The organism is Leclercia adecarboxylata (genome assembly GCF_023639785.1).
Classification (GTDB): Bacteria; Pseudomonadota; Gammaproteobacteria; order Enterobacterales; family Enterobacteriaceae; genus Enterobacter; species Enterobacter adecarboxylatus_D.
Map to the genome: position 1 here is coordinate 1,535,481 of NZ_CP098325.1, position 25,650 is coordinate 1,561,130.

A 25,650-nucleotide genomic window follows, 5' to 3' on the forward strand; every position below is an offset into this window, starting at 1 on the left:
CAGGCTGCGGTCATTTCCTCCTATTTTTTAATTCGATAAGCACAGGATAAGCATGCTCGATCCCAATCTGCTGCGTAACGAGCCAGACGCAGTCGCTGAAAAACTGGCACGCCGGGGCTTTAAACTGGATGTAGATAAGCTGCGCGCTCTTGAAGAGCGTCGTAAAGTTCTGCAGGTACAAACAGAAAACTTGCAGGCAGAGCGTAATTCTCGATCGAAATCCATCGGCCAGGCGAAAGCGCGCGGGGAAGACATCGAGCCATTACGCCTGGAAGTGAACAAACTGGGCGAAGAACTGGATCAGGCGAAAGCGGAGCTGGACGTTCTTCAGGCCGAAATTCGTGACATCGCCCTGGCGATCCCGAACACTCCCGACGACAGCGTACCTGTCGGTAAAGACGAAAACGACAACGTTGAAGTGAAACGCTGGGGCACGCCTCGCGAGTTCGACTTCGAGGTTCGCGATCACGTGACGCTGGGTGAAATGCACGCGGGCCTGGACTTTGCCGCCGCGGTTAAGCTGACCGGTTCCCGTTTTGTGGTGATGAAAGGGCAGATTGCTCATCTGCATCGTGCGCTGGCCCAGTTTATGCTGGATCTGCACACCGAGCAGCACGGCTACAGTGAAACCTACGTACCCTATCTGGTTAACCACGATACGCTGTACGGCACGGGCCAGCTGCCGAAATTTGCCGGCGATCTGTTCCATACCCGTCCCCTGGACGAAGAAGCAGACAGCAGCAACTATGCGCTGATCCCAACGGCAGAAGTGCCGCTGACCAACCTCGTACGCGATGAAATCATCGACGAAGATGACCTGCCGATCAAACTGACCGCACACTCTCCGTGCTTCCGTTCTGAAGCGGGCTCCTATGGTCGTGACACCCGCGGTCTGATCCGTATGCACCAGTTCGACAAAGTTGAGATGGTGCAGATCGTGCGTCCGGAAGAGTCTATGGCGGCGCTGGAAGAGATGACCGGCCACGCGGAAAAAGTGCTGGAGCTGCTGGGTCTGCCGTACCGTCGTATGGCGCTGTGTACCGGTGATATGGGCTTTGGTGCCTGCAAAACCTTTGACCTCGAAGTGTGGGTTCCGGCGCAGAATACCTACCGCGAAATCTCCTCTTGCTCCAACGTAGGTGATTTCCAGGCTCGCCGTATGCAGGCTCGTTGCCGCACTAAATCCGACAAGAAAACCCGTCTGGTGCACACCCTGAACGGTTCCGGTCTGGCAGTGGGTCGTACCCTGGTGGCGGTGCTGGAAAACTACCAGCAGGCTGACGGTCGTATCGAAATCCCTGAAGTGCTGCGTCCGTATATGAAAGGCCAGCAGTACATCGGTTAATGTGTTTTAAGTAAAAAAGCGCCTCAGGGCGCTTTTTTTATGTCCCGCTTTTGATGTCAGGCAATATCCCCTCCCTCTAAAGTAGTAATACTTGCCAAACAGTTGGTTAGCGAAAACATCTGCTAACGCATGCTTTCCTTATATAAAAAACTATATAGCGACTATGTCGCACCTTTGGACTTTGTGAGTAATCAAAGTGAGAGTCTATGAAAATGAAAACGCCTGAAGCTCTGCTGGCTGCTGAGGTAAGTCGACGTGGGTTGATGAAAACCACGGCGATTGGCGGCCTGGCTGTTGCCAGTAGCGCATTCACATTGCCTTTTTCACGTCTGGCATCGGCGGCTGAAGCCGCAACTGCAGTAAAACCCGATGAGAAAGTAGTCTGGAGCGCCTGTACGGTGAACTGTGGCAGCCGCTGCCCATTGCGTATGCACGTTGTCGACGGTGAAATCAAATATGTTGAGACCGACAATACCGGGGATGATAACTACGAGGGATTACATCAGGTTCGCGCCTGTCTGCGCGGTCGCTCGATGCGCAGACGCGTCTATAACCCGGATCGTTTGAAACAACCCATGAAGCGCGTGGGTAAACGCGGCGAAGGCAAATTCGAACCCATCAGTTGGGAAGAGGCCTTTGACACTATCGCCGGTACGATGCAGCGTCTGATTAAGGATTACGGTAACGAATCCATCTATCTGAACTACGGCACCGGCACCCTCGGCGGTACCATGACCCGCTCCTGGCCGCCGGGAAAAACCCTCATCGCACGTCTGATGAACTGCTGCGGAGGTTATCTCAATCATTACGGTGACTACTCCACCGCACAGATTGCCGCTGGCCTGAACTACACCTACGGCGGCTGGGCCGATGGCAACAGCCCGTCGGATATTGAGAACAGCCAGCTTGTTGTGCTGTTCGGCAATAACCCTGGCGAAACGCGTATGAGTGGCGGCGGGGTAACTTACTACATCGAACAGGCGCGGCAAAAATCTAACGCCCGGATGATTATCATCGACCCACGCTATACCGATACCGGGGCAGGGCGCGAAGATGAGTGGATCCCGATCCGTCCGGGCACGGATGCGGCGCTTATCTCCGCCCTGGCGTGGGTGATGATCAACGAGAACCTCGTCGACCAGCCTTTCCTCGATAAATACTGCGTTGGCTACGACGAGAAAACGCTGCCGGAGGGGGCGCCAGCAAACGGTCATTACAAAGCCTATATTCTCGGCCAGGGCAATGACGGCGTTGCTAAAACCCCGGCCTGGGCCGCAGCCATCACCGGCATTCCCGAAGCGCGCATCGTCAGGCTGGCGCGTGAAATCGCCACCGCGAAGCCCGCGTTTATCTCCCAGGGCTGGGGCCCACAGCGTCATGCTAATGGCGAACTGGTCTCCCGCGCTATCGCTATGCTGGCCATTTTAACCGGCAACGTGGGGATCAACGGCGGCAACAGCGGCGCACGTGAAGGCTCGTATTCGCTGCCGTTTGTGCGCATGCCGACGCTGGAAAATCCGGTTCAGACCAGCATCTCAATGTTTATGTGGACCGATGCCATAGCGCGTGGCCCGGAGATGACTGCCACCCGCGACGGGGTGCGCGGCAAAGATAAACTCGACGTGCCGATCAAGATGGTCTGGAACTATGCCGGTAACTGTCTGGTCAACCAGCACTCGCAGATCAACCGCACCCACGAGATCCTGCAGGACGATAAGAAGTGTGAGCTGATTGTGGTGGTGGATTGCCATATGACCTCTTCGGCGATGTATGCCGATATTCTGCTGCCGGACTGCACCGCCTCTGAACAGATGGACTTCGCCCTGGATGCCTCCTGCGGCAACATGTCTTACGTGATTTTTGCCGACCAGGCGATCAAACCGCGCTTCGGCTGCAAAACGATCTATGAGATGACCACCGAGCTGGCGAAGCGCATGGGCGTCGAGCAGCAGTTTACCGAAGGACGCACCCAGGAAGAGTGGATGCGCCACCTGTATGATCAGTCCCGCGAGGCCATTCCGGAACTGCCGTCGTTTGATGAATTCCGTCAGCAAGGCATGTTCAAAAAGCGTGACCCGGAAGGGCACCATGTGGCTTATAAAGCCTTCCGCGCCGATCCTGTCGCCAATCCGCTTACCACGCCGTCAGGTAAAATTGAGATCTACTCCGCCCAGCTGGCGCAGATCGCCGCAACCTGGGAGCTGGCGAAAGACGATGTGATCGATCCGCTGCCGGTTTACAGCCCTGGTTTTGAAAACTACGACGATCCGCAGAGCAAAGAGTTCCCGCTGCAACTGACCGGCTTCCACTACAAAGCGCGTACCCACTCTACCTACGGTAACGTTGACGTCCTGAAGGCGGCCTGTCGACAGGAGATGTGGATCAATCCCCTGGATGCAAAATCGCGCGGGATCGCCAACGGCGATCGGGTGCGGATCTTCAACGGGCGCGGCGAAGTGCATATCGAAGCCAAAGTGACGCCGCGTATCCTGCCGGGCGTCGTCGCGTTAGGCGAGGGTGCCTGGTACAACCCGGACGCCAACCGCGTCGATCAGGCTGGGTGCATTAATGTGCTCACCACGCAACGCCCGTCGCCGCTGGCGAAAGGTAATCCGTCTCACAGTAACCTCGTTCAGGTTGAAAAGGCGTAAGGAGTAGCCGATGACCACTCAGTATGGATTTTTTATTGATTCCAGCCGCTGCACCGGGTGTAAAACCTGCGAGCTGGCCTGCAAGGACTATAAGGATTTGACGCCGGATGTCAGCTTCCGCCGTATCTATGAATACGCGGGCGGCGACTGGCAGGAGGACAACGGCGTCTGGCACCAGAACGTCTTTGCCTACTATCTGTCCATTGCCTGTAACCACTGCGAAGATCCTGCCTGCACTAAAGTGTGCCCGAGCGGCGCGATGCACAAGCGCGACGATGGCTTTGTGGTAGTGAATGAAGATGTCTGCATTGGCTGCCGCTACTGCCATATGGCCTGCCCGTACGGTGCGCCGCAGTACAATGCTGCCAAAGGGCATATGACCAAGTGCGACGGTTGCCACGATCGTGTCGCCGAAGGCCAGAAGCCGATTTGCGTTGAATCCTGCCCGCTGCGTGCGCTGGATTTCGGTCCTATTGCCGAACTGCGGCAGAAATACGGCAAGCTGGCTGCCGTCGCGCCGCTGCCGTCGGCCCACTTCACGAAGCCGAGTATCGTCATTAAACCCAATGCCAACAGCCGACCTACGGGTGATACCACCGGCTATCTGGCCAATCCAAAGGAGGTGTGAGATGGGAAACGGATGGCATGAATGGCCGTTAATGATTTTTACCGTCTTCGGACAGTGCGTGGCGGGCGGTTTTATTGTGCTCGCGCTGGCACTGTTAAAAGGCAATCTGAATGCCGGACAACAGCAGCGCCTGGTGCTGAGCATGTTTGGCCTGTGGGTGCTGATGGGGATCGGTTTTATCGCTTCTACGCTGCACCTCGGTTCACCGTTGCGCGCGTTCAACTCACTGAACCGTGTGGGAGCGTCTTCCCTCAGCAATGAGATCGCCAGCGGGGCAATCTTCTTTGCTGTCGGTGGTCTGGGCTGGCTGCTGGCGGTGCTGAAAAAGCTGCCTGCCGGGCTGCGTACTGTGTGGCTGATTGTCACTATGGTGCTGGGCGTGGTGTTCGTCTGGATGATGGTTCGGGTCTATAACACTATCGATACGGTCCCCACCTGGTACAGCGTCTGGACGCCGATGAGCTTCTTCCTGACGATGTTTATCGGCGGACCGCTGCTGGGCTTCCTGTTGCTGCGCGTAGCCGGTGTGGACGGTTGGGCAATGCATTTACTGCCCGTCGTGTCGCTGCTGGCGCTGGTGGTGAGCGCCATCGTTGCCCTGATGCAGGGCGCAGAACTGGCAACAATCAGCAGTTCCATTCAGCAGGCCTCTGCCCTGGTGCCGGATTACGGTTCGCTAATGGCCTGGCGCGTAGTGCTCCTGGCGGCGGCGCTGGTCTGCTGGATTGTGCCGCAGCTCAAAGGTTATCAGCCTGCAATCCCGCTGCTGTCTCTGGCTTTTGTGCTGGTCCTGGCAGGTGAACTGCTTGGCCGTGGGGTGTTCTATGGACTGCACATGACCGTTGGAATGGCCATCGCCAGTTAACGCTCATGTTCGCGATATAAAGCCGGGCCTGAGTGCCCGGTTTTTTTATTTTTCGATCATGAAATTTTTCAACTGTCGTTTGGTTTCGGTTTTAGTCAGATACAAATAAAAACAAACACATAATTAATATTGCCAGCAGGCTTTTCATTAGCAGGATGAGTTTTTTCAATCGACAAAGAGCATATCGTGCGTGCGGCCCAAACGGGTGGATTGACTTTGTTTTTGCCAGTGGCATGATGCGCACGAAATCTGAACTTCCTCACGGTTTTTAATCCATGTCGACCTATACCCGGCCAGTGCTTCTGTTGCTCTGTGGCCTGCTTTTGCTGACCCTGGCGATCGCGGTGTTAAATACGCTCGTCCCGCTGTGGCTCGCCCATGAAAACTTACCGACCTGGCAGGTGGGTATGGTCAGCTCGTCCTTTTTTACCGGCAACCTGCTGGGAACATTGCTGACGGGAAGCCTGATCAAACGCTTTGGTTTTAACCGCAGCTATTATCTGGCATCGCTTATTTTTGCCGTCGGATGTGCCGGGCTGGGACTGATGGTTGGCTTCTGGAGCTGGATGGTCTGGCGCTTTATTGCCGGCGTCGGCTGCGCCATGATCTGGGTGGTGGTGGAAAGCGCCCTGATGTGCAGCGGCACCTCCCGCAACCGCGGTCGCCTGCTGGCGGCCTATATGATGGTCTATTACGTCGGCACGGTTCTGGGCCAGCTGATGGTCAGCAAACTCCCGACCGACCTGATGAGCGTACTGCCGTGGGTAACAAGTATGGTGCTGGCGGCGATTCTGCCGCTGCTCTTTACGCGCATTGTGAACCAGAATAGCGAGCATCAGGAAGCGACACACGTCTGGCCCATGCTGAGATTGCGTCAGGCGCGTCTGGGTGTTAATGGCTGCATCATCTCCGGGATTGTGCTGGGCTCACTGTATGGCCTGATGCCGCTTTACCTGAACCATCAAGGAGTGAGCGATTCCGGAATTGGTTTCTGGATGGCGGTGATGGTCAGTGCGGGGATTGTCGGGCAGTGGCCGGTTGGGCGTCTTGCCGACCGTTTCGGGCGTCTGCTGGTGCTGCGCGTACAGGTCTTCGTGGTGATCATGGGCTGTCTTGCCATGCTCAGTAATGCCGCTATGGCTCCCGCTCTGTTTATTCTGGGGGCGGCTGGCTTCACGCTCTATCCGGTTGCGATGGCCTGGGCCTGTGAGAAAGTGGAGCATCATCAGCTGGTGGCCATGAACCAGGCGCTGCTGCTGAGCTATACCATAGGTAGCTTACTGGGGCCGACCTTTACCGCCATGCTGATGCAGAACTATTCCGACAATCTGCTGTTTATCATGATCGCCAGCGTGTCGTTTATTTACCTCTTAATGTTGCTGCGTAAAGTGGGTGAACATCCAACCCCAGTGGCACATGCCTGAATAAATAAAAGCCTGTCGATGACAGGCTTTTTTGTCTTTGTCACATCTAAGAGTTTTACGCATTGTTTGTTTATCGCGCCAGGCGATAATTCAGATGCGTTCTACCACTAAAAGGCAGCGATCATGTCTACTCGTCGTTTTACCACTACCGCGCTCGCCGTAGTGTTATCTTTATCATTTGCAACTGCACCTGTTATGGCTAATCCAGGCAACGGGAATGGAAATGGCCACGGCAATGGCGGTGGGCAAGGTAATAGTGGCAATCATGGTAACGGAAACTCGGGTAAAGGGAATTCCGATAATCATGGGAATAAACAGAATAACGGCAACCAGAATCCGGGCAAATCCAGTAAGAGCGTCAGTGACGATGTGAATGCGCGCGTCAGTTACGATCACGCTCGCCATCTGGCACTGAACTATGGCTTAACGGGCTATGATTCACTGCCTCCGGGTATTGCGAAAAACCTCGCACTCGGTAAGCCGCTGCCTCCGGGTATTGCGAAAAAGACCGTGCCAGCGTCAATGTTGGGTCAATTGCCTTCTTATCCGGGCTATGAATGGCGGGTAGTTGGAAAGGATCTGGTATTAATAGCGCTGAGTACTGCGATTGTGACGACCATTATTAATGGTGTCTTTGACTAATAAAAAAAACGCCCGGTTATACCGGGCGTTTTTTTAATACATCACCTTGTGACCGTACTGCTCAAGAATGCCTTTTACACGTTCCATGGTCTCTTTCTTCGGCGGCTTCACGCCATCAAGCTTGTATTCTTCGCCCATCGCTACCCATTTATGTTTGCCCAGCTCGTGATAAGGCAGTAATTCAATTTTCTCGACGTTACCCATATCACGCGTGAACTCACCCAGGCGGTGGGCCGAGTCGTCATCATCTGACCAGCCCGGCACCACGACATAACGAATCCAGGTTTTGATGCCTTTGGCAGAAATGTATTTCGCGAACTCTAACGTGCGGTGGTTAGAGACGCCCACCAGGTTCTGGTGGATCTCGTCATTCATCTGCTTGAGATCGAGCATAACCAGATCGGTTACTTCCAGCAGTTCGTCGATTACCGGATCGTAGCGGCGAACAAAGCCGTTGGTATCCAGACAGGTGTGAATGCTCTCTTTATGGCAGGCACGGAACCAGTCACGCACAAACTCAGCCTGCAGGATGGCTTCTCCACCGGATGCGGTCACGCCGCCGCCGGAAGCATTCATGAAGTGGCGATAGGTCACCACCTCTTTCATTAACTCTTCAACGGTGACTTCTTTGCCGCCGTGGGTATCCCATGTATCACGGTTATGGCAATACATGCAGCGCATCAGACAGCCCTGGAAAAAGGTGATAAAGCGGATGCCCGGGCCATCGACGGTGCCACAGGACTCAAAGGAGTGAATGCGACCAATAGTTGACATTGCGGTGATATCTCCAGATTCGGCCCGTCCAGGGCCTGTGTATATGCACAGCTCAGGCGGCTGTGTCGAGTCTGTTTTGGCTGTTATCCATTTATTATAGATAGCGGGCAAAAGAGACTGCGGAGTAGGGAGGTGTTAAAAAGGCCCCACTTGCGTGGAGCCTTTATTGTACGCCTTTTACTGCGCGATTTCAGTCAAAACCACTTACATGGACTGAGTGAAAGTACGGGTAATAACGTCTTTCTGCTGCTCTTTAGTCAGTGAGTTGAAACGCACTGCATAGCCAGATACACGGATGGTCAGCTGAGGATATTTCTCAGGGTGTTCCATCGCGTCGAGCAGCATTTCACGGTTCATTACGTTCACGTTCAGGTGCTGACCACCTTCGATGGACGCTTCGTGGTGGAAGTAACCATCCATCAGACCCGCGAGGTTAGTTTTACGCACTTCGTCGTCTTTACCCAGCGCATTTGGAACGATAGAGAAGGTGTAGGAGATACCATCTTTAGCGTAAGCAAACGGCAGTTTCGCAACGGAGGTCAGAGAGGCCACTGCACCTTTCTGGTCACGACCGTGCATTGGGTTAGCACCTGGTCCGAATGGCGCGCCAGCACGACGACCGTCTGGGGTGTTACCGGTTTTCTTACCATACACAACGTTAGAGGTGATGGTCAGAACAGACTGAGTCGGGATAGCATTACGATAAGTAGTCAGTTTCTGAATTTTCTTCATGAAACGTTCTACCAGGTCAACCGCCATGTCATCAACGCGAGCGTCGTTGTTACCAAACTGCGGATATTCGCCTTCGATTTCGAAGTCAACAGCCAGACCGTCTTCGTCACGAATTGGTTTAACTTTCGCATATTTGATTGCAGACAGGGAGTCAGCAGCAACGGACAGACCTGCGATACCACATGCCATGGTGCGAACCACGTCACGGTCGTGCAGTGCCATCAGAGAAGCTTCATAGCTGTACTTGTCGTGCATGTAGTGAATGACGTTCAGTGCGGTGACGTACTGTTTAGCCAGCCAGTCCATGAAGTGATCCATACGATCCATGACTTCGTCATAGTTCAGCACGTCGCCTTTGATCGGCTCAGACTTAGGACCAACCTGCATTTTCAGTTTTTCATCAACGCCGCCGTTGATTGCGTACAGCATGGTTTTCGCCAGGTTTGCACGCGCACCGAAGAACTGCATTTGTTTACCAACAACCATTGGGCTTACGCAGCAAGCGATAGCGTAGTCATCGTTGTTGAAGTCAGGACGCATCAGGTCATCGTTCTCGTACTGCAGAGAAGAGGTGTCGATGGACACTTTAGCGGCAAATTTTTTGAAGTTCAGTGGCAGTTTTTCAGACCACAGAACGGTGATGTTCGGCTCCGGAGATGGCCCCATGGTGTACAGGGTGTTCAGGAAGCGGAAGCTGTTTTTGGTCACCAGGGTACGGCCATCAACGCCCATACCGGCGATGGATTCAGTTGCCCAGATTGGGTCACCAGAGAACAGTTCATCATACTCAGGGGTACGCAGGAAGCGAACCATACGCAGTTTCATGACCAGGTGGTCAATCATTTCCTGAGCATCTTGTTCAGTGATTTTGCCTGCTTTCAGGTCACGTTCGATGTACGCATCCAGGAAGGTGGATACGCGGCCGAAGGACATTGCTGCACCGTTCTGAGACTTAACCGCGGCCAGGTAACCGAAGTAGGTCCACTGGATAGCTTCCTGAGCGTTGGTCGCAGGACCAGAGATATCGCAACCGTATTTCGCTGCCATCTCTTTGATCTGACCCAGCGCACGGTGCTGTTCAGCGATTTCTTCACGCAGACGGATAGTCGCTTCCAGATTTACGCCATTTTCCAGATCGGACTGCAGTGACAGGAACTGGGAATATTTGTCTTTCAGCAGGAAGTCGATACCGTACAGCGCAACGCGACGGTAGTCACCGATGATACGGCCACGGCCATACGCATCTGGCAGACCGGTCAGAACGCCAGATTTACGGCAGTTCAGGATGTCTTTGGTATAAACATCGAATACACCCTGGTTATGGGTTTTACGGTATTCGGTGAAGATTTTTTTCAGCATTGGGTCCAGCTCGCGATTGTACGCTTTGCAGGAACCTTCAACCATTTTGATACCACCGAACGGGATAATTGCACGTTTCAGTGGCGCTTCAGTTTGCAGACCAACGATCTTCTCGAGGGACTTGTTGATATAGCCCGCGTCATGTGAAGTGATAGTGGACGCGATGGAGGTGTCGAAATCAACAGGCGCGTGAGTGCGGTTTTCCTGCTTAACGCCTTCCATAACGCTGTCCCACAGGGCAGTGGTCGCGTCGGTAGCACCGGCCAGGAAGGATTCGTCACCTTCATATGGGGTGTAGTTCTTCTGGATGAAGTCACGAACGTTGACTTCATTTTGCCAATCACCTTTGGCAAAACCTTCCCAGGCTGTGGCTAACTTTTCATTAAGTTCGGACATGTAACACCTACCTTCTTAAGTGGATTTTTTATTTACTGCCTGAGAGAACCATTAATGGTGGTTATCGCCACGCAGGTAAATGACCCAGTATGTCAACCCAACCAGCAGACCACCGCCGATAATGTTCCCGATTGTGACTGGGATCAGGTTATCAGTAATGAAGTTCATAACGGTCAGGTGAGAGAAATTTTCCGGGCTTGAACCGATGGCGGTCCAGAACTCCGGGCTGGCAAAGTCACGGATTACGATTCCGAAAGGGATCATAAACATGTTTGCAATGCTGTGTTCAAAGCCGCTGGCGACAAACATCGCGACAGGCAGAACCATAATCATGGCTTTGTCCATCAGGCTGCGTCCGGAGTAGCTCATCCAGACCGCCAGGCAGACCATCAGGTTTGCGAGGATGCCAAGAGCAACGGCTTCAATAAATGTATGGTGTACTTTGTGGTCGGCGGTTTGCAGGACGTTTAGTCCCCATGCGCCGTTGGCGGTCATATATTCACCCGACAACCACATCAACAGAACAAAGAGCAGACAGCCAACCAGGTTGCCAACGTAAACGTTGAGCCAGTTTTTGGCCAGTTGGCCCCAGGTGATCCTGCCGCTGGCTTTCGCTACGACAATAAGAACCGTGGACGTAAAGAGGTCGGCGCCGCAAATCACGCACAGAATCAGACCCAGTGAGAAACAGATGCCGCCAATCAGCTTAGCAATACCGAAAGGCATCCCCGCTGTACCGGTGGTTGCAGTGATATAGAAAACAAAGGCAATGGAGATGAACACCCCGGCAGTAATCGCCAGGAAGAACGTCGTCAGCGGTTGTTTCGTTGCTTTATAGACACCCGCTTCTTCGGCAACTTTTGCCATCGCAGCTGGGAGTAATAGATCAAAAGGGTTGTCAGCTTTCACACTAACTCTCTCTTTATTAAGTCGGCGACGAGATACTAACAAAGCATTATAGAAGAGAAATTGATGTAGATCATATCTCGCCTGGCTTATAGGCCCGCAAAGTGCGTGGTTTTACAGCAAATGCGGAGTAAGTATTTGATTATCCAAATAAAAATAAATTTTAAAAGTTACAAAATGATTTGATTTTTTTCTCCCGACCTTTTTGCGACAGTTAATTAGAATTGAGTATTCCATATAAAAATTAACAATAACCGTCTGGCAGCTATTATTATAGCTACCAATATTTAACTTAATTATTACAATTAAAAATTTATCGCCGGACAAATAAAAACGGGGCAATAAAATTGCCCCGTAATATAACGTAGGTGATTGTATTCGCCTACTGTTTGTAATGTTATGTAACCTTATTTACCCCAGTACGCATCTTTGGCCTTCTGCAATTTCTCGTAGGCTTTCAGCAACGACTGATGCGCAGGGAAGGCTTTCAGATCGCTGTCTACTGCCTGCAGGCCATAGAATGGCGCTTCGCCGCTCAGGGCTGCACTGGCGTTCTCTACCGCTTCGGCACCGTACATGCGGGTAAAGGCGTTCAGGTACTGCAGCGGCTGACGATCTTCTTCCTGCGCCAGCAACAGCAGGGTCTGCAGACAACGGTAGTAGTTCGCACGCTCTGCGCTGAACACCGAGGCGTTGAACTCGATGGTCCATTCTGTCCAGATCAGCGCCTGTTCGAGATCGCCGCCCGCCAGGGCCAGCATCGCTTTCAGTTCGCCAATACGCAGGGTGTACCAGCCATTGTCTTTGCCCGTTGCCAGACCCAGTAATTCACGTACGCGGGTAAAGTCGTCGTGACCTTCGTCGTCCAGTTGGGTAATAAGGTTCAGATAGTCCTCTTTCTCCCACGCGCTCTCAGGCAGGGCCAGCAGGGTTTCGCGCAGGTGCGCACCCATGCTGTTGTTCGCCAGCCACAGATCTTCCACCGGATAGATGTCAGACATGCCTGGCACCAGAATACGGCAGGCGTAAACGCCCAGGTGCTCGTAATCGGCGATATACACTTCCTGATCTTCGGCATTAAAGATTGCCATCAACGTGGCGAACTCTTCTTCTGTCGTGCCTGAGAAGCTCCAGTCAACAAACGGATAATCCGCGTCCTGCTTGAACATATCCCAGGAGATAGAACCGCTGGAGTCGATGAAATGTGTTTCCAGGTTGGCATGTTCAGCCACTTCTTCGTCATCGAACGTCGGCGGTGTGAACACGTCGAGATCTTTCAGGCTACGGCCCTGCAGCAGTTCGGTAACGGTACGCTCCAGCGCTACGCCGAAGTCAGGGTGTGCCCCGAAGGAGGCGAAGCAGGTGCCGTTCGCCGGGTTGAACAGCACCACGCAGATGACCGGATACTTACCGCCCAGGGAGCCGTCGTAAGCGAAGATTGGGAAGCCTTCGTCTTCCAGTTTGGCGATGGACTCCACCACGCCCGGGTAGCGGGCCAGCACGTCAGCCGGGATCTCCGGCAGGCTGATGGATTCCGCGATAATACGGTTTTTGATATGACGCTCAAACACCTCGGACAGACCCTGTACGCGCGCTTCGTTGCGGGTGTTACCGGCGGACATACCGTTAGAAACATACAGGTTACCGACGATGTTCATCGGAATATAGACGGTTTGCTCGTCAGACTGGCGGGTAAACGGCAGGGCGCAGATACCGCGATCTTCATTACCTGACTGCAGATCGACCAGCATGCTGGCGGTCAGCTGATTGTCCAGATCGTAGAAGGCGCGCAGCCGATCGTCGAGGATCCCTTCCGGCAGTTCGTCATCTTCGGTCAGCGGGAACCATTTTTCATTCGGGTAGTGAACAAACGGGCCATTCGCCACGGTGTCGCCCAGCCAGAAATCGGCAAAGAAATAGTTGGTGGACAGACGCTCAAAATACTCACCCAGCGCAGAGGCCAGCGCCGCTTTTTTGGTCGCGCCTTTGCCGTTGGTAAAGCACAGCGCACACTCTTTATCGCGAATATGCACAGACCAGACGTGGGGAACCGGATTAAGCCAGGAGGCCTCTTCGATGTTAAAGCCCAAATCGGTCAGTTTTTGCTGGAAGCGAGCGATGGAATCTTCCAGAGCGGCGTCTTTGCCGGGGATAAACGTTTGAGTCATGGCGATCACTTATATCGTACGGAAAGCGCGCAATGATACGGGTTTTGCATGGCAGGCGCTATCTTCCGGGCGCTTTCGGCGAAAATAAATGGCTGAGCTATGCTTGTACTCAGTAACTCACTGTAAAGGAATATAAAAATGAAAGCATTCGATCTTCAACGAATGGCCTTCGATAAAGTACCCGTTGAGTTTTTAGGCGAGGTCGCGCTGCGAAGTCTCTACACCTTTATACTGGTTTTTCTGTTTCTTAAACTTACCGGGCGGCGCGGTGTGCGCCAGATGTCGCTCTTTGAAGTGTTAATCATTCTGACGCTGGGGTCGGCGGCCGGGGACGTGGCGTTTTATGACGATGTGCCGATGGTACCGGTGTTCGTCGTTTTTATTTCGCTGGCCGTGCTCTACCGGCTGGTCATGTGGCTCATGTCCAAAAGCGAAAAGCTGGAGGATTTGCTGGAAGGTAAGCCTGTCGTCATCATCGAAGAGGGCAAACTGGCCTGGGATAAGGTCAAAGGCGCCAATATGACCGAATTTGAGTTTTTTATGGAGCTTCGCAACAGCAGCGTTGAACATCTCGGGCAGATTCGGCTGGCCATTATGGAAACGAATGGCCAGATCAGTATTTATTACTATGCCAATGAAGACGTAAAGCCTGGATTATGTATCCTGCCGGCTGAATACGTTGAGCGGTACACCCATGTTCCTTCGTCACAGGAATACGCCTGCGTACGCTGTGGTCACATTGAGGCCATGGCCGCCGGAGATCATAAATTGTGCCCACGCTGCGCGAATCCAGAATGGTCGAAGGTTAGCCGGGCCAAACGCATTGCCTGACAGCCATTTTGTCGGTTTTGTGACAGCTCGCTGGCAGAATCTATTGTGTGACGGCGGGCACATTTCCTGGGTCATAAGTTTTAGACATTGCGGCGCGTGTCACTGAATGATAAAACCGATATCCACAGTTATAACTTATGGCTTTTAGCGTGGTGAGGGGAAATGGCTCAGGTCTATAATTTTAGTTCAGGTCCGGCAATGTTACCGGCGGATGTGCTCAAACAGGCTCAACAGGAGCTGTGTGACTGGAACGGTCTTGGCACGTCAGTGATGGAAGTCAGCCATCGTGGTAAAGAGTTTATTCAGGTAGCGGAAGAGGCTGAAGCAGATTTTCGTTTCCTGCTGAACATCCCCTCAAACTACAAAGTATTATTCTGCCATGGCGGTGGCCGCGGTCAGTTTGCGGGCATCCCGCTGAACCTGCTGGGCGACAAAACTACGGCGGACTATGTTGATGCCGGTTACTGGGCGGCGAGCGCGGTAAAAGAAGCGCATAAATACTGCACCCCGAACGTCATCGATGCCAAAGTCACCGTTGACGGTTTGCGTGCCGTGAAACCGATGAGCGAATGGCAGCTCTCCGGGGATGCGGCCTACCTGCACTACTGCCCGAATGAAACCATCGACGGTATTGCCATCCACGAAGAGCCAGCCTTTGGCGATGAAGTGGTTGTGACCGCGGACTTCTCCTCTACCATTCTCTCTTCCCCGCTGGATGTCAGCCGTTACGGCGTGATCTACGCAGGTGCACAGAAAAATATCGGCCCGGCCGGCCTGACGATTGTTATCGTACGTGAAGATTTACTGGGTAAAGCCCACAAAGCCTGTCCGTCGATTCTGGATTACAGCGTGCTGAACGATAACGACTCAATGTTCAACACCCCGCCAACCTTCGCATGGTATCTCTCTGGCCTGGTCTTCAAGTGGCTCAGAAACAACGGCGGTGTGGCGCAAATGGACAAGATCAACCAGCAGAAGTCTGAGCTACTCTACAGCGTGATCGACGGCAGCGACTTCTACCGCAATGACGTCGCCAAAGCGAACCGTTCCCGCATGAACGTGCCGTTCCAGCTGGCCGACAGCAATCTCGATAAGCTGTTCCTGGAAGAGTCTTTCGCTGCGGGTCTGCATGCCCTGAAGGGCCACCGTGTGGTCGGCGGAATGCGTGCGTCTATCTATAATGCCATGCCGTTCGAAGGCGTTAAGGCTCTGACCGACTTCATGACCGACTTCGAACGTCGTCACGGTTAATCGCGCCCGTGTTCACCCCCGCGGCCTGGCTGCGGGGTTTTTATTATGTTGAATTGAGAATTAAATTTCATGGAATCCCTGACGTTACAACCTATTGCGCGGGTGGATGGCACCATTAATCTGCCTGGTTCAAAAAGTGTCTCGAACCGCGCCTTGCTGCTGGCAGCGCTGGCAAACGGCACCACTGTTCTCACTAACCTGCTGGACAGCGATGACGTTCGCCATATGCTCAATGCGCTGAAAGCGTTGGGAGTCCACTATACCTTGTCCGCCGATCGTACCCGTTGCGAAGTCACCGGCAACGCCGGTGCGCTGCACTCCGCTGACGCGCTGGAGCTGTTCCTTGGCAATGCCGGTACGGCGATGCGCCCGCTGGCAGCGGCCCTGTGTCTGGGCAGCAATGACATCGTGCTGACCGGCGAACCGCGCATGAAAGAGCGCCCGATTGGCCATCTGGTGGATGCGCTGCGTCAGGGCGGCGCGCAGATCGATTATCTGGAACAGGAAAACTATCCGCCGCTGCGTCTGCGCGGTGGCTTTAGCGGCGGCGAAGTGGCGGTAGACGGCAGCGTATCCAGCCAGTTTCTGACCGCACTGCTGATGACCGCGCCGCTGGCACCTCAGGATACCATTATCACCATTAAGGGTGACCTGGTTTCCAGACCGTACATTGATATCACGCTGCACCTGATGAAAACCTTCGGCGTTGAGGTCGACAACCAGAACTACCAGCGTTTTGTGGTGCACGGGGGCCAGCAGTACCAGACGCCGGGTAATTACCTGGTAGAAGGTGATGCCTCATCGGCCTCCTACTTCCTGGCGGCGGGTGCCATTAAAGGCGGCACGGTAAAAGTGACCGGTATTGGCCGTAACAGCGTGCAGGGGGATATCCGCTTTGCCGATGTGCTCGAGAAAATGGGGGCCATCGTGACCTGGGGTGATGACTTTATCTCCTGTACTCACGGCGAGCTGAATGCCATTGATATGGACATGAACCATATCCCCGATGCGGCGATGACCATTGCCACCGCGGCGCTGTTTGCCAAAGGCACCACCACGCTGCGTAATATCTACAACTGGCGCGTGAAAGAGACCGATCGCCTGTTCGCTATGGCGACCGAGCTGCGTAAAGTCGGCGCCGAAGTGGAAGAGGGCGAAGATTACATTCGCGTAACCCCTCCGGCGAAACTGCAGGTTGCGGAGATTGGCACCTATAACGATCACCGCATGGCAATGTGCTTCTCGCTGGTGGCGCTGTCGGATACGCCGGTCACCATTCTGGATCCGAAATGTACCGCGAAAACCTTCCCGGACTATTTCGACCAGCTGGCGCGCATCAGTACCCTGGCCTGATAAACCCATGCCGCACCGCCCGGTGCGGCATTTACTTACGCTTCCTGACGTTGCCGTCGTCCATTTCTTCTACACTCAGCTTCAATCATTCCGTAATTTGCACGCAAAGGTAACAGTTGTGCACGTTGGCGCGTATAATGCGCGGCGTTCACACAACGGTATGCCTAATTTAAGGAGAAAAAGATGACGGCAATTGCCCCGGTTATCACCATTGACGGGCCAAGTGGCGCAGGTAAAGGCACGCTGTGCAAAGCGATGGCGGAAGCACTGCAATGGCATCTTTTAGATTCGGGCGCAATCTATCGTGTGCTGGCGCTGGCTGCATTGCACCATCATGTTGATGTCGCCTCTGAAGAGGCGCTGGTACCGCTGGCCGCCCATCTGGATGTGCGTTTTGTCTCCACCAACGGCAATCTGGAAGTGATCCTCGAAGGGGAAGATGTGAGCGGTGAGATCCGCACCCAGGAAGTGGCGAACGCCGCCTCTCAGGTTGCCGCTTTTCCGCGCGTTCGCGAGGCGCTTTTACGCCGCCAGCGCGCTTTCCGCGATGCACCCGGCCTGATCGCCGACGGACGCGACATGGGAACCGTAGTTTTCCCTGATGCGCCGGTGAAAATTTTCCTTGACGCTTCCTCGGAAGAGCGCGCGCAGCGCCGCATGCTACAGTTGCAGGAAAAGGGCTTTAGTGTTAACTTTGAACGTCTTTTGTCTGAGATAAAAGAGCGCGACGATCGCGACCGTAATCGCGCCGTTGCACCGCTTGTTCCCGCAGATGATGCATTAGTTCTGGATTCTACCAGTTTAACTATTGAGCAAGTGATTGAAAAAGCGCTACAATATGCGCGCCAAAAACTGGCAATCGCGTAACCGCGACAGATTTAGCAGTACCCCCGCTGCAATGGATTGACGGCGGGTATGTGAAACAACCCCATCCGGCACGGAGCCAGGTGGACGTTAATATTAACCTGAAGATTAAACATGACTGAATCTTTTGCTCAACTGTTTGAAGAATCCTTAAAAGAAATCGAAACCCGTCCGGGTTCCATCGTTCGTGGTGTTGTTGTTGCTATCGACAAAGATATTGTACTGGTTGACGCCGGTCTGAAATCTGAGTCTGCCATTCCGGCAGAGCAGTTCAAAAACGCCCAGGGCGAGCTGGAAATCCAGGTTGGTGACGAAGTTGACGTTGCTCTGGATGCAGTAGAAGACGGCTTCGGTGAAACCCTGCTGTCCCGTGAGAAAGCTAAACGTCACGAAGCTTGGATCACGCTGGAAAAAGCTTACGAAGAAGCTGAAACTGTGGTCGGTGTTATCAACGGCAAAGTTAAAGGCGGCTTCACTGTTGAGCTGAATGGTATTCGTGCGTTCCTGCCAGGTTCACTGGTAGACGTTCGTCCAGTTCGTGACACCCTGCACCTGGAAGGCAAAGAGCTTGAGTTCAAAGTAATCAAGCTGGACCAGAAGCGTAACAACGTTGTTGTTTCCCGTCGTGCCGTTATCGAATCCGAAAACAGCGCAGAACGCGATCAGCTGCTGGAAAACCTGCAGGAAGGCATGGAAGTCAAAGGTATCGTTAAAAACCTCACTGACTACGGCGCATTCGTTGACCTGGGCGGCGTTGATGGCCTGCTGCATATCACCGACATGGCGTGGAAACGCGTTAAGCACCCAAGCGAAATCGTGAACGTGGGCGACGAAATCACTGTTAAAGTGCTGAAGTTCGACCGCGAGCGTACTCGTGTATCCCTCGGCCTGAAACAGCTGGGCGAAGATCCATGGGTTGCTATCGCTAAACGTTACCCAGAAGGTACTAAACTGACTGGTCGCGTTACCAACCTGACCGACTACGGCTGCTTCGTTGAAATCGAAGAAGGCGTTGAAGGCCTGGTTCACGTTTCCGAAATGGACTGGACCAACAAAAACATCCACCCATCCAAAGTTGTTAACGTTGGTGATGTAGTGGAAGTTATGGTTCTGGATATCGACGAAGAACGTCGTCGTATCTCCCTGGGCCTGAAGCAGTGCAAAAACAACCCATGGCAGCAGTTCGCGGAAACCCACAACAAGGGCGACCGTGTTGAAGGTAAAATCAAGTCTATCACTGACTTCGGTATCTTCATCGGCCTGGACGGCGGCATCGACGGCCTGGTTCACCTGTCTGACATCTCCTGGAACGTTGCAGGCGAAGAAGCAGTACGTGAATACAAAAAAGGCGACGAAATCGCAGCAGTTGTTCTGCAGGTTGACGCAGAGCGTGAGCGTATCTCCCTGGGCGTTAAACAGCTCGCAGAAGATCCGTTCAACAACTGGGTTGCACTGAACAAGAAAGGCGCAATCGTAAACGGTAAAGTGACTGCAGTTGACGCGAAAGGCGCAACCGTAGAACTGGCTGACGGCGTTGAAGGTTACCTGCGCGCTTCTGAAGCTTCACGTGACCGCGTTGAAGATGCAACTCTGGTTCTGAGCGTAGGCGACGACGTTGAAGCTAAATTCACCGGCGTTGATCGTAAGAACCGTGCAATCAGCCTGTCTGTTCGTGCTAAAGACGAAGCTGATGAGAAAGATGCAATCGCAACTGTTAACAAACAGGAAGATGCAAACTTCTCTAACAACGCAATGGCTGAAGCTTTCAAAGCAGCTAAAGGCGAATAAGTTACTCGTAGAGTGACTTGACAGATTGCAGGATTCGTCCTGTAATCAATAACAAAGGGCGGCTACGGCCGCCCTTGTTTAAGCTGTTTAGCTAATTGGTTTGAAGGAACCGGAGGAATCATGACCAAGTCAGAATTGATTGAAAGACTTGCCAGCCAGCAATCGCATATACCTGCGAAAGCAGTGGAAGACGCTGTAAAAGAGATGCTGGAGCATATGGCTACCACTCTTGCACAGGGCGAGCGCATTGAAATCCGCGGTTTCGGTAGTTTTTCTCTGCACTATCGTGCACCACGCACCGGGCGTAACCCGAAGACTGGCGACAAAGTAGAGCTGGAAGGTAAATACGTTCCGCACTTCAAGCCAGGTAAAGAACTGCGCGATCGCGCCAATATTTACGGCAACTGAGTTTGGCCTGCGGGCGAAACTGAGTGACCATCAGAAAAGCACCTGCGGGTGCTTTTTTTGTTTCTCCACTTCTGCTCCGGAATCCGCGCCGCAAATTTCACGGCCTTTTGCTGCACGCCGTCGATTTATGCCAGCCTGCGTCGCAACCGCCTGATTTCACACCTGACAGACGTAACGTCTGACCGCACACTGCCCTGACACAGGGAGGTGTAAATGCGTTTAACGTCGTTAGCGACATGTCTGATCCTGGCTATCCTGCCGCTGCTCTGGCTACCCGCGCTGCCTGCACTGCCGGTTATCCAGGCCATAGTGGGTGCCGGATTTCTCCTCGCCTTCATTCGCCATAATATTGCCCGCTACAGCGGCTTCTGGCTGCTTTTCTTCGCCTGGGGAACGTTGGCTGCCCAAAGTGCGGTCTGGCCAATGCAGAATCTGACCCGAGGTCCGCAGAAAGCCGGGGTCGAAATCGTCGCGGTTGAGAACGATACGACGTATAGGGCCCGCATTATCGAGCTTGATGGGAGAGCGGTGGTGCCTGCTGTGGGCGTCGCGCTGTATGGCAACACGTTGCCGCAACCGGGTTGCGCCGGGCAGCGCTGGTCGATGACCTTATCGCTAAGGGCCGTTCACGGACAACTCAACGATGGCGGATTTGATTCCCAGCGCTATGCCCTGGCGCAGCATCAACCTCTGACCGGGCGGTTTACCCACGCCGAGGTGACGGATGCCCGCTGTAGCCTGCGCGCCCGCTATCTCGCCTCGCTGACAAGCACGCTCTCTGGTTATTCCTGGGGGCCGGTTCTGCTGGGACTGGGCATGGGGGAGCGGCTGGCAGTCACGGCAGACGTCAAAGATCTGATGCGGGAAACCGGTACCGCGCATCTCATGGCGATTTCGGGTCTGCACATTGCGCTGGCGGCGTCGGTTATCTGGCTCCTGGTGCGGGGCATACAATTTTTTATCCCGGGGCGTTGGGTGAGCTGGCGAGCCCCGCTGGTTGCGGGGTTCTGCTTCGCCGCCTTTTATGCCTGGCTTACCGGCATGCAGCCCCCCGCGTTGCGCACCGTCTTATCGCTGGGAGCCTGTCTGGCATTGCAACTGAGCGGCCGCCTCTGGTCCCCCTGGCAGATATGGCGAGTCTGCATCGCCGCCATTTTGCTGGCCGATCCGCTGGCCGTACTGTCGCACAGCCTGTTGCTGTCTGCCTTTGCGGTAGCGGCGCTGATTTTCTGGTATCAGTGGGTGCCCGCACCACGTTTGTCCGCTCCCCGGGCATTCAGAGCCGTGGTTAACCTGCTGCACCTGCAGCTCGGCATGCTTTTACTGTTGCTGCCGGTGCAGATTATTGTCTTTCATGGTTTTAGCCTGTCGTCGCTGGTCGCGAACCTGGTGGCGGTGCCGCTGGTGACCTTCATCTCTGTGCCGCTTATTTTGCTGGGGATGGGGCTGCATCTGCTGGCGTGGTCACTGGCAGAAAACAGGGTCTGGGCTCTGGCGGATGGCTCACTGTCGCTGCTATTTGGATTTTTAACCACGCTGCCCGACGGCTGGATCACGGTCGATAAACGCTGGATGTGGCTGACCCTGTTGCCCTGGGGAGCAATCATTGCCTGGCGGCTGCGCGGCGCGCGTGCCTGGCCGGTGGTCTGTGTAGTGATACTGGTGCTGGCAACCAGTCCGCTGTGGCGAGAAAACAAAACAGAGGGCTGGGCGGTGCATATGCTGGATGTCGGGCAGGGATTGGCAATGGCAATCGAGCGTCAGGGGAGGGTGATTCTCTATGACACCGGTCCGGCATGGCCAGGCGGAGACAGCGCGCAACAGCTGATTATTCCCTGGCTACGGTGGCACCATTTACGCCCGGAAGGGGTCATAGTCAGCCATGAGCACCTCGACCACATCGGAGGCCTGGTCTCGCTACGCAAGGCGTGGCCTGAAATGTGGATAAGAAGCCCGCTGGGCTGGGCCGGGCATGACCCCTGCGTGCGCGGGGAGCGCTGGCATTGGCGGGGCCTGACCTTCAGCGCGCATTGGCCTCTTGCCATTCCATCGCAACAGGGCAATAACGGTTCCTGCGTGGTTAAAATTGAGGACGGCAGCCATAGCGTGTTGTTAACAGGAGATATTGAGGCGCAGGGAGAAAAAGCGATGCTCAGTCGTCACTGGCAATATCTTGCGTCTACACTTATCCAGGTGCCGCACCATGGCAGTAATACTTCATCGTCACTTCCGCTGGTGCAGCGCGTGGGTGGGCGTATCGCCCTGGTGTCTGCATCCCGCTATAACGCGTGGCGACTGCCCTCGGTCAAAGTGGCTCGACGTTACACAAAGGAGGGGTATCTCTGGTTAACAACCCCCCGTTCTGGACAACTTACCGTCTCGTTTTCACAACATGGCTGGCAAATCCATAGCTTACGGGATCAAATTTTGCCCCGTTGGTATCATCAGTGGTTTGGCGCGCCCGTAGATAACGGGTAGAATATGCGGCTATTTCAACAAATGCTGGTTTTTTGAATGCATAACGACAAAGATCTCTCCACGTGGCAGACCTTCCGCCGACTCTGGCCGGTGATTGCACCCTTCAGAACGGGCCTTATCGTGGCGGGCGTAGCGTTAATCCTCAACGCAGCCAGCGATACCTTCATGTTATCGCTCCTCAAACCGTTACTGGACGACGGTTTTGGTAAAACGGATCGCTCAGTGTTGCTATGGATGCCGCTGGTGGTTATCGGCCTGATGATTTTACGCGGCATCACCAGCTATATTTCCAGCTACTGCCTCTCCTGGGTATCGGGCAAAGTGGTGATGACCATGCGTCGCCGCCTGTTCAGCCATATGATGGGCATGCCGGTCGCATTCTTTGACAAGCAGTCTACCGGTACCCTGCTGTCGCGTATCACCTACGACTCCGAGCAGGTGGCTTCCTCCTCCTCCAGCGCCCTGATTACCGTGGTGCGTGAAGGGGCGTCGATCATTGGCCTGTTCGCCCTGATGTTCTGGTACAGCTGGCAGCTGTCGCTGATCCTTATCGTGCTGGCGCCCATTGTGTCGATTGCCATCCGCGTCGTCTCGAAGCGTTTTCGCAGCATCAGTAAGAACATGCAAAACACGATGGGGCAGGTGACCACCAGCGCAGAGCAGATGCTGAAAGGTCATAAAGAAGTACTGATTTTTGGTGGCCAGGAAGTTGAAACCAAACGCTTTGATAAGGTCAGCAATAAGATGCGTCTGCAGGGGATGAAGATGGTGTCCGCCTCTTCCATTTCCGATCCGATCATTCAGCTGATTGCCTCCCTGGCGCTGGCGTTCGTACTGTATGCCGCCAGCTTCCCGAGCGTAATGGAAACCCTGACCGCCGGTACCATTACCGTGGTCTTCTCGTCGATGATTGCCCTGATGCGCCCGCTGAAATCGTTAACTAACGTTAACGCCCAGTTCCAGCGCGGGATGGCAGCCTGTCAGACGCTGTTCGCCATCCTCGATTCCGAACAGGAAAAAGACGAAGGCAAACGCGTGATCGAACGTTCAACCGGCGATGTGGAATTCCGCAACGTGACCTTTACCTATCCGGGTCGCGACACGCCTGCGCTGCGCAACATCAACCTGAAAATTCCGGCGGGCAAGACCGTGGCGCTGGTAGGCCGCTCTGGCTCGGGTAAATCAACCATCGCCAGCCTGATCACCCGTTTCTACGATATTGATGAAGGTGAGATCCTGATTGACGGCCACGATCTGCGCGAATACACCCTGCGGTCGCTACGTAATCAGGTGGCCCTGGTCTCGCAGAATGTGCATCTGTTCAACGACACCGTAGCCAATAACATCGCCTATGCCCGCAATGAAGAGTACAGCCGTGAGCAGATTGAAGCGGCAGCGCGGATGGCCTATGCCATGGACTTTATCAATAAGATGGATAACGGTCTGGATACCATTATCGGGGAAAACGGGGTGCTGCTCTCCGGCGGTCAGCGCCAGCGTATCGCCATTGCGCGCGCGCTGCTGCGTGACAGCCCGATCCTGATCCTTGATGAAGCCACCTCGGCGCTGGATACCGAGTCCGAACGCGCCATCCAGTCTGCGCTTGATGAGTTGCAGAAGAACCGTACCTCGCTGGTGATCGCCCATCGCCTGTCGACCATCGAAAAAGCCGATGAAATCGTGGTAGTGGAAGATGGCTACATCGTCGAGCGGGGCAGCCATGCCGACCTGCTGGCCCATCAGGGTGTGTATGCTCAGCTTCATAAGATGCAGTTTGGCGCATGATTGCCCGCATCTGGTCCGGTGAGTCCCGGCTCTGGCTGCTGTTGCTGCCGCTCTCCTGGCTGTATGGCCTGGTCAGCGGCCTCATCCGCCTGAGTTATAAAGTCGGGCTTAAACGGGCCTGGCGTGCGCCGGTGCCGGTAGTGGTGGTCGGTAATCTCACCGCCGGTGGCAACGGTAAAACGCCGGTAGTCATCTGGCTGGTGGAGCAGCTGTCAAAACGGGGTATTCGCGCGGGGGTTGTCTCCCGGGGATACGGCGGCAAGGCGGAGCGTTATCCGCTACTGCTTACTGCGCAAACCACCACGGCGCAAGCGGGCGATGAGCCGGTGCTGATCTTTCAGCGCACCGGCGCACCCGTGGCGGTCTCGCCGGTGCGCAGCGAAGCGGTGCAGGCGTTGCTTACCCATGAAAATATCCAGATTGTTATCACCGATGATGGTCTGCAGCACTACGCGCTGGCCCGGGATAAAGAGATTGTGGTGATCGATGGTGTTCGCCGCTTCGGTAACGGCTGGTGGTTGCCTGCCGGGCCGATGCGCGAGCGCGCGTCGCGTTTACACTCTGTGGATGCGGTTATCGTTAACGGCGGCTCGGCGCAGACGGGTGAGATACCCATGCAGCTGCGCCCTGGACTTGCCGTAAACCTGCTAACCGGCGAGCGGCGTGACGTCGCTGAGCTTATTAATCTGGTGGCAATGGCCGGTATCGGTCACCCCCCACGGTTTTTCTCAACCCTGGAAGCCTGTGGTGCAAAGCTTCAGAATACTGTGCCGCTGGCAGACCATCAGGCGCTGAGTCTGGAGCAGGTTGCGGCCTTTACCGCGCCCGGCCAGACGCTGATCATGACCGAAAAAGATGCGGTGAAATGCCGCGCTTTTGCCCGGGATAACTGGTGGTATCTACCGGTTGACGCGGAACTGCAGGGTGAACAGCCTGAACGACTGCTTCAGGAACTGATTGCCCTCGCAGGGCAGACAAATGAGGTTTCGTCCGCGCACTAAC

At 54.4% G+C, this 25,650-nt stretch carries 19 protein-coding genes; 15 read left to right on the forward strand and 4 right to left on the reverse strand.

Going from position 1 to position 25,650, the window contains the following annotated elements:
- Positions 1–52 precede the first annotated feature (52 nt).
- The 6 genes from serS to NB069_RS07210 all read left to right on the forward strand — a co-directional run bounded on the left by serS (position 53) and on the right by NB069_RS07210 (position 7,555).
- The gene (gene serS / locus NB069_RS07185) at positions 53–1,345 is read left to right on the forward strand and encodes a serine--tRNA ligase (protein WP_039029498.1); all 1,293 of its coding nucleotides are present in this window, start codon (positions 53–55) and stop codon (positions 1,343–1,345) included.
- Between the two features lie 206 nt (positions 1,346–1,551).
- Complete coding sequence (gene dmsA / locus NB069_RS07190; protein WP_250588727.1) at positions 1,552–3,996, forward strand: dimethylsulfoxide reductase subunit A; 2,445 nt, start codon at positions 1,552–1,554, stop codon at positions 3,994–3,996.
- Between the two features lie 10 nt (positions 3,997–4,006).
- A complete protein-coding gene (locus NB069_RS07195) occupies positions 4,007–4,624 on the forward strand; it encodes a DMSO/selenate family reductase complex B subunit (protein ID WP_250588728.1) in 618 nt (205 codons plus the stop codon).
- Position 4,625: 1 nt separating this feature from the next.
- Entirely contained in the window at positions 4,626–5,489 is an 864-nt protein-coding gene (locus NB069_RS07200) for a dimethyl sulfoxide reductase anchor subunit family protein (RefSeq protein ID WP_250588729.1), read from the forward strand.
- Between the two features lie 275 nt (positions 5,490–5,764).
- Positions 5,765–6,913 carry an MFS transporter gene (locus NB069_RS07205; RefSeq protein ID WP_250588730.1) on the forward strand — a complete coding sequence of 383 codons (1,149 nt, stop codon included), beginning with the start codon at positions 5,765–5,767 and terminating at the stop codon, positions 6,911–6,913.
- Positions 6,914–7,036: 123 nt separating this feature from the next.
- Positions 7,037–7,555 carry an anti-virulence regulator CigR family protein gene (locus NB069_RS07210; protein WP_250588731.1) on the forward strand — a complete coding sequence of 173 codons (519 nt, stop codon included), beginning with the start codon at positions 7,037–7,039 and terminating at the stop codon, positions 7,553–7,555.
- Positions 7,556–7,588: 33 nt separating this feature from the next.
- Here the strand turns inward: NB069_RS07210 and pflA are convergent, their stop codons facing one another.
- The 4 genes from pflA to ycaO all read right to left on the reverse strand — a co-directional run bounded on the left by pflA (position 7,589) and on the right by ycaO (position 13,890).
- On the reverse strand, positions 7,589–8,329 hold the full coding sequence (gene pflA / locus NB069_RS07215) for a pyruvate formate lyase 1-activating protein (protein ID WP_250588732.1): 741 nt from the start codon (positions 8,327–8,329) through the stop codon (positions 7,589–7,591).
- Positions 8,330–8,533: 204 nt separating this feature from the next.
- Complete coding sequence (gene pflB, locus NB069_RS07220; RefSeq protein WP_250588733.1) at positions 8,534–10,816, reverse strand: formate C-acetyltransferase; 2,283 nt, start codon at positions 10,814–10,816, stop codon at positions 8,534–8,536.
- Between the two features lie 51 nt (positions 10,817–10,867).
- Positions 10,868–11,725, reverse strand: coding sequence for a formate transporter FocA (gene focA, locus NB069_RS07225; protein ID WP_250588734.1), 858 nt, complete (start codon positions 11,723–11,725; stop codon positions 10,868–10,870).
- Positions 11,726–12,129: 404 nt separating this feature from the next.
- A complete protein-coding gene (ycaO, locus tag NB069_RS07230; RefSeq protein WP_250588735.1) occupies positions 12,130–13,890 on the reverse strand; it encodes a 30S ribosomal protein S12 methylthiotransferase accessory factor YcaO in 1,761 nt (586 codons plus the stop codon).
- Positions 13,891–14,028: 138 nt separating this feature from the next.
- Between ycaO and NB069_RS07235 the strand changes: the two genes are divergently transcribed.
- The 9 genes from NB069_RS07235 to lpxK all read left to right on the forward strand — a co-directional run bounded on the left by NB069_RS07235 (position 14,029) and on the right by lpxK (position 25,649).
- Positions 14,029–14,721 carry a YetF domain-containing protein gene (locus tag NB069_RS07235; RefSeq protein ID WP_250588736.1) on the forward strand — a complete coding sequence of 231 codons (693 nt, stop codon included), beginning with the start codon at positions 14,029–14,031 and terminating at the stop codon, positions 14,719–14,721.
- Positions 14,722–14,883: 162 nt separating this feature from the next.
- Complete coding sequence (gene serC / locus NB069_RS07240; RefSeq protein WP_250588737.1) at positions 14,884–15,972, forward strand: 3-phosphoserine/phosphohydroxythreonine transaminase; 1,089 nt, start codon at positions 14,884–14,886, stop codon at positions 15,970–15,972.
- Between the two features lie 69 nt (positions 15,973–16,041).
- Positions 16,042–17,325: a 3-phosphoshikimate 1-carboxyvinyltransferase gene (gene aroA / locus NB069_RS07245; protein WP_250588738.1), complete on the forward strand. Its 1,284-nt coding sequence runs from the start codon at positions 16,042–16,044 to the stop codon at positions 17,323–17,325.
- 183 nt (positions 17,326–17,508) lie between these two features.
- On the forward strand, positions 17,509–18,192 hold the full coding sequence (gene cmk, locus NB069_RS07250; protein WP_039029485.1) for a (d)CMP kinase: 684 nt from the start codon (positions 17,509–17,511) through the stop codon (positions 18,190–18,192).
- 111 nt (positions 18,193–18,303) lie between these two features.
- The gene (gene rpsA, locus NB069_RS07255; protein ID WP_032617357.1) at positions 18,304–19,977 is read left to right on the forward strand and encodes a 30S ribosomal protein S1; all 1,674 of its coding nucleotides are present in this window, start codon (positions 18,304–18,306) and stop codon (positions 19,975–19,977) included.
- A gap of 120 nt (positions 19,978–20,097) precedes the next feature.
- Positions 20,098–20,385 (forward strand): integration host factor subunit beta, encoded by a 288-nt coding sequence (gene ihfB / locus NB069_RS07260; protein WP_039029484.1) that lies wholly within the window; start codon positions 20,098–20,100, stop codon positions 20,383–20,385.
- 213 nt (positions 20,386–20,598) lie between these two features.
- Positions 20,599–22,863 (forward strand): ComEC family protein, encoded by a 2,265-nt coding sequence (locus tag NB069_RS07265; RefSeq protein ID WP_250588739.1) that lies wholly within the window; start codon positions 20,599–20,601, stop codon positions 22,861–22,863.
- A 36-nt stretch (positions 22,864–22,899) separates the two neighbouring features.
- Positions 22,900–24,648, forward strand: coding sequence for a lipid A ABC transporter ATP-binding protein/permease MsbA (msbA, locus tag NB069_RS07270; RefSeq protein ID WP_250588740.1), 1,749 nt, complete (start codon positions 22,900–22,902; stop codon positions 24,646–24,648).
- Positions 24,645–25,649 carry a tetraacyldisaccharide 4'-kinase gene (lpxK, locus tag NB069_RS07275; RefSeq protein WP_250588741.1) on the forward strand — a complete coding sequence of 335 codons (1,005 nt, stop codon included), beginning with the start codon at positions 24,645–24,647 and terminating at the stop codon, positions 25,647–25,649. Before msbA ends, lpxK begins: the two co-directional genes overlap by 4 nt.
- The last annotated feature ends 1 nt before the right edge of the window (position 25,650 follow it).

What these genes read in the sequence shown, in the direction of transcription:
- cmk (WP_039029485.1), top strand. Translation starts at nt 17,509, where the DNA reads ATGACGGCAATTGCCCCGGTTATCACCATTGACGGGCCAAGTGGCGCA.
- NB069_RS07235 (WP_250588736.1), top strand. Translation starts at nt 14,029, where the DNA reads ATGAAAGCATTCGATCTTCAACGAATGGCCTTCGATAAAGTACCCGTT.
- msbA (WP_250588740.1), top strand. Translation starts at nt 22,900, where the DNA reads ATGCATAACGACAAAGATCTCTCCACGTGGCAGACCTTCCGCCGACTC.
- aroA (WP_250588738.1), top strand. Translation starts at nt 16,042, where the DNA reads ATGGAATCCCTGACGTTACAACCTATTGCGCGGGTGGATGGCACCATT.
- rpsA (WP_032617357.1), top strand. Translation starts at nt 18,304, where the DNA reads ATGACTGAATCTTTTGCTCAACTGTTTGAAGAATCCTTAAAAGAAATC.
- NB069_RS07195 (WP_250588728.1), top strand. Translation starts at nt 4,007, where the DNA reads ATGACCACTCAGTATGGATTTTTTATTGATTCCAGCCGCTGCACCGGG.
- NB069_RS07265 (WP_250588739.1), top strand. Translation starts at nt 20,599, where the DNA reads ATGCGTTTAACGTCGTTAGCGACATGTCTGATCCTGGCTATCCTGCCG.
- dmsA (WP_250588727.1), top strand. Translation starts at nt 1,552, where the DNA reads ATGAAAATGAAAACGCCTGAAGCTCTGCTGGCTGCTGAGGTAAGTCGA.
- lpxK (WP_250588741.1), top strand. Translation starts at nt 24,645, where the DNA reads ATGATTGCCCGCATCTGGTCCGGTGAGTCCCGGCTCTGGCTGCTGTTG.
- NB069_RS07205 (WP_250588730.1), top strand. Translation starts at nt 5,765, where the DNA reads ATGTCGACCTATACCCGGCCAGTGCTTCTGTTGCTCTGTGGCCTGCTT.
- ycaO (WP_250588735.1), bottom strand. Translation starts at nt 13,890, where the DNA reads ATGACTCAAACGTTTATCCCCGGCAAAGACGCCGCTCTGGAAGATTCC.
- NB069_RS07210 (WP_250588731.1), top strand. Translation starts at nt 7,037, where the DNA reads ATGTCTACTCGTCGTTTTACCACTACCGCGCTCGCCGTAGTGTTATCT.
- ihfB (WP_039029484.1), top strand. Translation starts at nt 20,098, where the DNA reads ATGACCAAGTCAGAATTGATTGAAAGACTTGCCAGCCAGCAATCGCAT.
- NB069_RS07200 (WP_250588729.1), top strand. Translation starts at nt 4,626, where the DNA reads ATGGGAAACGGATGGCATGAATGGCCGTTAATGATTTTTACCGTCTTC.
- serS (WP_039029498.1), top strand. Translation starts at nt 53, where the DNA reads ATGCTCGATCCCAATCTGCTGCGTAACGAGCCAGACGCAGTCGCTGAA.
- pflB (WP_250588733.1), bottom strand. Translation starts at nt 10,816, where the DNA reads ATGTCCGAACTTAATGAAAAGTTAGCCACAGCCTGGGAAGGTTTTGCC.
- serC (WP_250588737.1), top strand. Translation starts at nt 14,884, where the DNA reads ATGGCTCAGGTCTATAATTTTAGTTCAGGTCCGGCAATGTTACCGGCG.
- pflA (WP_250588732.1), bottom strand. Translation starts at nt 8,329, where the DNA reads ATGTCAACTATTGGTCGCATTCACTCCTTTGAGTCCTGTGGCACCGTC.